1 pseudogene is annotated in these 6,180 nt (G+C 70.8%); it reads right to left on the minus strand.

From position 1 onward, the window contains the following. A pseudogene (locus ACWD4U_RS34350) lies at window positions 1-6,180 on the minus strand (hypothetical protein); the annotation flags it as partial.

Below are 6,180 nucleotides of genomic sequence, written 5' to 3' on the forward strand. Positions count from 1 at the left end.
GTCGGCCGCCGCGAGGTCGGTGATGGGGCCTATGACGGTGCCGCCGGCTTCGGGGGTGTAGGGCACCTGGGGTATGCCGGTGCGGGGGTCGGGGTAAACGTCGAGGGTGGGGGATGCGGAGGCGGGTGTGGTGGTGGGGTCGGGTGCGGTGGTGGGGTCGGGTGCGGTGGTGGGGTCGGGGATGGCGGTGAGGTCGGCGAGTACCGCGGTCCAGTCGGTGTCGTGGAGGGCGTCGAGCCAGTAGCTTTCGGGGCTGCTGGTGGGGGGTTGGCCGGCCGGGTCGGTGGTGGGTGAAGGGTCGTCGGGGATGGGGATCGGGCCGGCGGTGGCGCTGGAGTCCTGGTGGTCGGTGTAGAGGGCGTCCAGGAACTGCCTGGGGTTTTCCTCGACCTTGAGGATGGAGTCGAGGAACCGCTGACCGGCTACGGGGCCGGCGGGGGTGCGGTCGGGGCTGTCCGGCTGGTCCGGCAGGGAGCTCTCGGCCTCGGTCATCGGGGTGTCGGTGGGCGTGGTGGGGCGCGGGGGTGTGCTGGTGGGGGGTTGGACGGTCGGGGCGGTGGGAGTAGCGGGTGACGGGTCGTCAGGGAAGAGGAACGGGTCCGCGGCGGTGCTCGAGTCCTGCTGGCGGGAGTAGAGGGATTCCAGGAACCGCCGGGGGTCGTGCAGCTCTTCCTCGCCCTCGAAGAGGGAGTCAAGGAACCTCGCGTCGACCTCGGGGCTGGCGGGCTGGTCCGGCCGGCCGGGGTCCGCCGCGGTGGCCTCCGGCCGCGGGCCATCCTCGCCGTGCGCCCCGCCAGGGAGATGCGGGTCGTCGTCCATCAGGAACTCGTCGAAGTTGACTTCCTCCTCGTGGTCGGATTCGAGGGCACCGGCCTGCGGCATCAACTCGTCACTGGAACCGGTGCCGTCCGGGGCTCCGAGCGGAGTGCGGGGGGAGGGCTGGTCAGCCTGGGCCGGTGTTCCCTCGGAGGGCCGGTCTCCATCGGCGCCGGGCACGGGGTCCGCGGCCCTGCGGCGAGCGTGTTCCTCCATCGCGATGCGGTACTTGTACTCGGCGGTCGGCTCGTCGAAAGGTGTCACGTCGCCCTCGGGTGTGAAGCCGTCGCCTTCCGTGCGGGACCACTCCACGACCCGGTGGCCGTCCACGCCGGCCAACCGCGGGAACCAGCCGGGGAAGGGCTCGCCCACCGGGTGATCGGCCGGCACCCCCGGCACGGTCAACCACACGCCGGCCACGCTTTGACTGCCGGGCTTGAGAGCCCCCTCGCGCGGAGGGGTCTGACCAAGCGTGTCCTCGAACGCGTCGCCGCCCGCGTTGGTGAACGTGACCTTATTGCCGGTGCGCTTGCCGCGCAGTGCCTTGTTCGCGAACAGGCTATTGCGCTCACCCGTCGGCAGTATGAAGGTCCTGCCGTTGAAACTGACGCTTTCCGCGCTGGCGGTCTTGTAGAAGAGTTCCGGGATGCGTTCGCGGAAGTTCTGCGGGCCGGTCGAGGCCGGCGGGTCGGTGAACGTCAGCCCGGCCTTCTCCGTCGCGAGCCGGAACTTGTACACCTCGACGGGCTCGTCGTACGGCGTCACGTCGCCCTCGGGTGTGAAGCCGTCGCCTTCCGTACGGGACCACTCCACGACCCGGCGGCCCGGGTCGCCGACCACCCGCGCGTACCAGCCGGGAAACTCCTCACCCACCGGGTGATCGGCCGGCACCTCCGGCACGCTCACCTTCACGCCGAACACCGTGGTGTTTTTTCCGGCCGGGCAGAGCTGCTGCGTCGTGGGCACGTCGAGGGGTTTGTCGAACCACTCGCCGACAGCGTTGGTGAACCTGACCTTGCTGCCGATGATCTCGCCCGTCAGCGGCTGGTGCGCGAACCGGGCACGCTCGGCCGCCGAGCCCAGCAGCTTGAATTCTCTGCCGTTGACGGTGACCGCCTTCTTGGCGGCGGCCACGTGGAAGGTCTTCGGGAGGCGCGCGAGGAAGGTGACCGCGGTCGTCCCGTCGGTGCGCCCGCCCGCGACGGCCGGAGGCGCGGGCAGGAGGGCCGGCGTGGGGTCCGGGTCTGGGTGCCGGTCCGGGTGCCCACGGTCATCGTCGACGTCCATCGGGTGGCCTTCCCCCTCCGGCGCGGGCGACCGGAGCCCGTCCGTCCCCGTCGGCTCCGCTCCGGGCTCGGCGACGGGCACGGGGTCCGCGGCCCTGGCACGGGTCTCTGCTTCCTCCGCCGCGATGCGGTACTCGTACTCGGCGGTCGGCTCGTCGAAAGGTGTCACGTCGCCCTCGGGGGTGAAACCGTCGCCTTCCGTACGGGACCACTCCACGACCCGGCGGCCCGGGTCGCCGACCACCCGCGCGTACCAGCCGGGGAAGGCCTCACCCACCGGGTGATCGGCCGGCGCCCCCGGCACGGTCAACCACACGCCGGCCACGTTTTGACCGCCGGGCTGGAGGGCCCCCTCGCGCAGAGGGGTCTGACCAAGCGTGGCATCGAACGCATCGCCGTCGGCGTTGGTGATCGTGACGTCGTCGCCGGTGCGCTCACCCGTCGGCAGTGTGAAGGTCCTGCTGTTGGAACCGACGTTTTCCGCGTTGGCGGTCGTGTAGAAGAGTTCCGGGATGCGTTCGCGGAAGTCCTGCGGGCCGGTCGAGGCCGACGGGTCCGTGAACGGCCGCCGGGCCTGCTCCGTCGCGAGCCGGTCCTTGTACACAGCGACGGGCTCGTCGTACGGTGCCACGTCGCCCTCGGGTGTGAAGCCGTCACCTCCCGTGCGGGACCACTCCACCACCCGGCGGCCCGGGTCGCCGACCGCCACCCGCGCGTACCAGCCGGGAAACTCCTCACCCACCGGGTGATCCGCCGGCACCCCCGGCACAACCATCTTCACGCCGAACACCGCTTTGGATTTGCCGGCCGGCCAGAGCTGCTGCGTCGTGGGCTCGTCGAGGGATTTCTCGAACCACTGGCCCTCGACATTGGTGAACCTGACCTTGCTGCCGATCCACTCGCCCTTCAACGGCTGGTGCGCGAACCGGGCACGCTCGGCCTCCGACTTCGGCAGCACGAATTGCCTGCCGTTGACGTTGACCTTTCCCTTGGCCGCGACCACGTCGAAGGACTTCGGGACGCGCCCGAGGAATGTGACCGCGGTCGTCCCATTGGTGCGCCCGCCCCCGACGACCGGACCCGCGGACAGGAGGGCCGGCGTGGGGTCCGGGTCTGGGTGCGGGTCCGGGTGCCCACGGTCATCGTCGACGTCCATCGGCTGGCCGTCCCCCTCCGGCGCGGGCGACCGGGGCGCGTCCGTCCCCGTCGGCTCCGCTCCGGGCTCGGCGACGGGCACGGGGTCCGCGGCCCTGGCACGGGTTTCTGCTTTCTCCGCCGCGATGCGGTACTCGTACTCGGCGGTCGGCTCGTCGAAAGGTGTCACGTCGCCCTCGGGTGTGAAGCCGTCGCCTTCCGTGCGGGACCACTCCACGACCCGGTGGCCGTCCACGCCGGCCAACCGCGGGTACCAGCCGGGGAAGGCCTCACCGACCGGGTGATCGGCCGGCGCGTCCGGCACTGTCAACCTCATGCCGAACACGTAGCTGCTGCCTGGCTGGAAGGGCACCTTGCTCTTGAGCCTCCGGCCGAGGGTGGGTTTGAACGAATCGCCGTCGGCGTTGGTCACCGTGACCTTGTCCCCGGTACGCACACCCATGAGTGCCTTGTTCGCGAACAAGGCAAGGCGCTCACCCTTCGGCAGTGTGAATTCCTTCCCGTTGACGCTGACGCTGTGTCCCCTGGAGGTCACGTAGAAGAGTTCCGGGATGCATTCGCGGAAGTTCTGCGGGCCAGTCGGGGCAGGCTGGTCCGTGAACGTTCGCCTGGCCTTCTCCGTCGCGATCCGGAACTCGTACACGGCGGCCGGCTCGTCGTACGGCGACACCTCGCCCTCAGGCGTGAAACCTTCGCCTTCCGTGCGGGACCACTCCACCACCCGACGGCCGTCCGCGCCGACCACCCGCGCGTACCAGCCGGGAAACTCCTCACCCACCGGGTGATCCGCCGGCACCCCCGGCACACTCACCTGCACGCCGAACACCGTGTCGGTTGTGCCGGCCGGCCAGGGCTCCTGCCTCGCGGGCTCGTCGAGGGGGCTCTCGAACCGCTCGCCGACGGCGTTGGTGAACCTGACCTTGCTGCCGATCCGCTCGCCCTTCAACGGCTGGTGCGCGAACCGGGCACGCTCGGCCTCCAAGCTCGGCAGCGTGAAATGCCTGCCGTTGACGTTGACCCCGTCCATGGTCGCGGCCACGTAGAAGGACTTAGGGACGCGCCCGAGGAAGGTGACCGCGGTCGTCCCGTCCGTGCGCCCGCCCCCGACGGCCGGAGGCGCGGGCAGGAGGGCCGGCGTGGGGTCCGGGTCCGGGTGCAGGTCCGGGTGCCCACGGTCATCGTCGACGTCCATCGGCTGGCCGTCCCCCTCCGGCGCGGGAGGCCGGGACTCGTCCGTCCCGGGTCGGGCGGCGGGTGCGGGGTCCGCCGCACTGCGGCGGGCATGTTCCTCCCTCGCGATGCGGTACTTGTACTCGGCGGTCGGCTCGTCGAACGGCGTCACGTCGCCCTCGGGCGTGAAACCGTCGCCTTCCGTGCGGGACCACTCCACGACCCGGTGGCCGTCCACGCCGGCCAACCGCGGATACCAGCCAGGGAAGGCCTCACCCACCGGGTGATCGGCCGGCGCCTCCGGCACGGGCAGCTTCATGCCGAACACATTGCGGCTGCCGGGCTGGAAGGGCCCCTTGTTCTTGAGCCTCCGGCCGAGGGTGGTCTTGAACGAATCGCCGTCGGCGTTGGTGATCGTGACGTCGTCGCCGGTGCGCTCACCCCTCAGCGCCTTGTTCGCGAACAGTTCGTGGCGCTCATCCTTCGGCAGTGTGAAGTCCTTGCCGTTGACGCTGACAGCGTTCGCGTTGGCGACGGCGTAGAAGAGCTCCGGGACGCGCTTGCGGAAGTTCTGCGGGCCGGTCGGGGCCGGCGGGTCGGTGAACGGCCGCTCGGCCTTCTCCGTCGCGATCCGGAACTTGTATACAGCGGCCGGCTCGTCGTACGGCGACACGCCGCCCTCGGGCGTGAAACCGTCGCCTTCAGTGCGGGACCACTCCACCACCCGACGGCCGTCCGCGCCGACCACCCGCGCGTACCAGCCGGGAAACTCCTCACCCACCGGGTGATCCGCCGGCACTCCCGGCACAACCATCGCCACGCCGAACACCGTGTTGCTTTTGCCGGCCGGCCAGGGCTCCTGCCTCGCGGGCTCGTCGAGGGGGCTCTCGAACCACTCGCCGACGGCGTTGGTGAACCTGACCTTGCTGCCGACCAGCTCGCCCTTCAACGGCTGGTGCGCGAACCGGGCACGCTCGGCCTCCAAGTTCGGCAGCGTGAAATGCCTGCCGTTGACGTTGACCGCATCCATGGTCGCGGCCACGTGGAAGACCGTCGGAATGCGCCCGAGGAACGTGACCGCGGTCGCCCCGTCCGTGCGTCTGCCCCCGACGACCGGACCCGCGGACAGGAGCGCCGGCACCGGGTCCTGGCCCGGGTGCCCACGGTCGTCGTCGATGTCCATCGCCTGGCTGTGCTGTTCCGTCGTGGGGGGCCGGGACTCGTCCGTTTCGGGTCGGGTGGTGGGTGCGGGGTGAGGCGTGGGTCGGGTGGTGGGGGTGGTGGCGTCGTAGTGGCCCGGGGAGTGGACCACGACGGTGTAGTTCTGTTCGGTGGCGAGGTGGACTGCTTGGTCGGGTGCGGGGTAGGTGCTGGAGCCGTCGCGGTGGATCGCGGTGACGCGGCCGCTCATCCGGTCGGCGATCAGCAGTCCGGGCCCGAAGTGACGGGCGTAGAGCACGGGAGCGGCGCTGCCGAAGGCGTTGTTCCACTGTCCGTGGGCGGTGACTCTGTCCAGGGCGGTGTTCCAGGCCACGGGGTGGTCGTCCCGTATCCGCTTCAGGAGGTCCTCGTACATGTGCGCGTGGCCGAGTTGGTACGGGAGGGTCTCCGCCGTCAGGCCGAGGGTGTCGTGCAGTTCCGGTTCGTCCAGCAGCAGGTCGCCCAGCATGGTCGGGCCGAAGCGGAAGTCGTCGAACGCCTCCCGGAACCTGTGCGCCACCTCCTCGCGCAGCTCGGCCTCGCCGACGTGCTC

It is taken from the genome of Kitasatospora sp. NPDC002522, assembly GCF_053595195.1.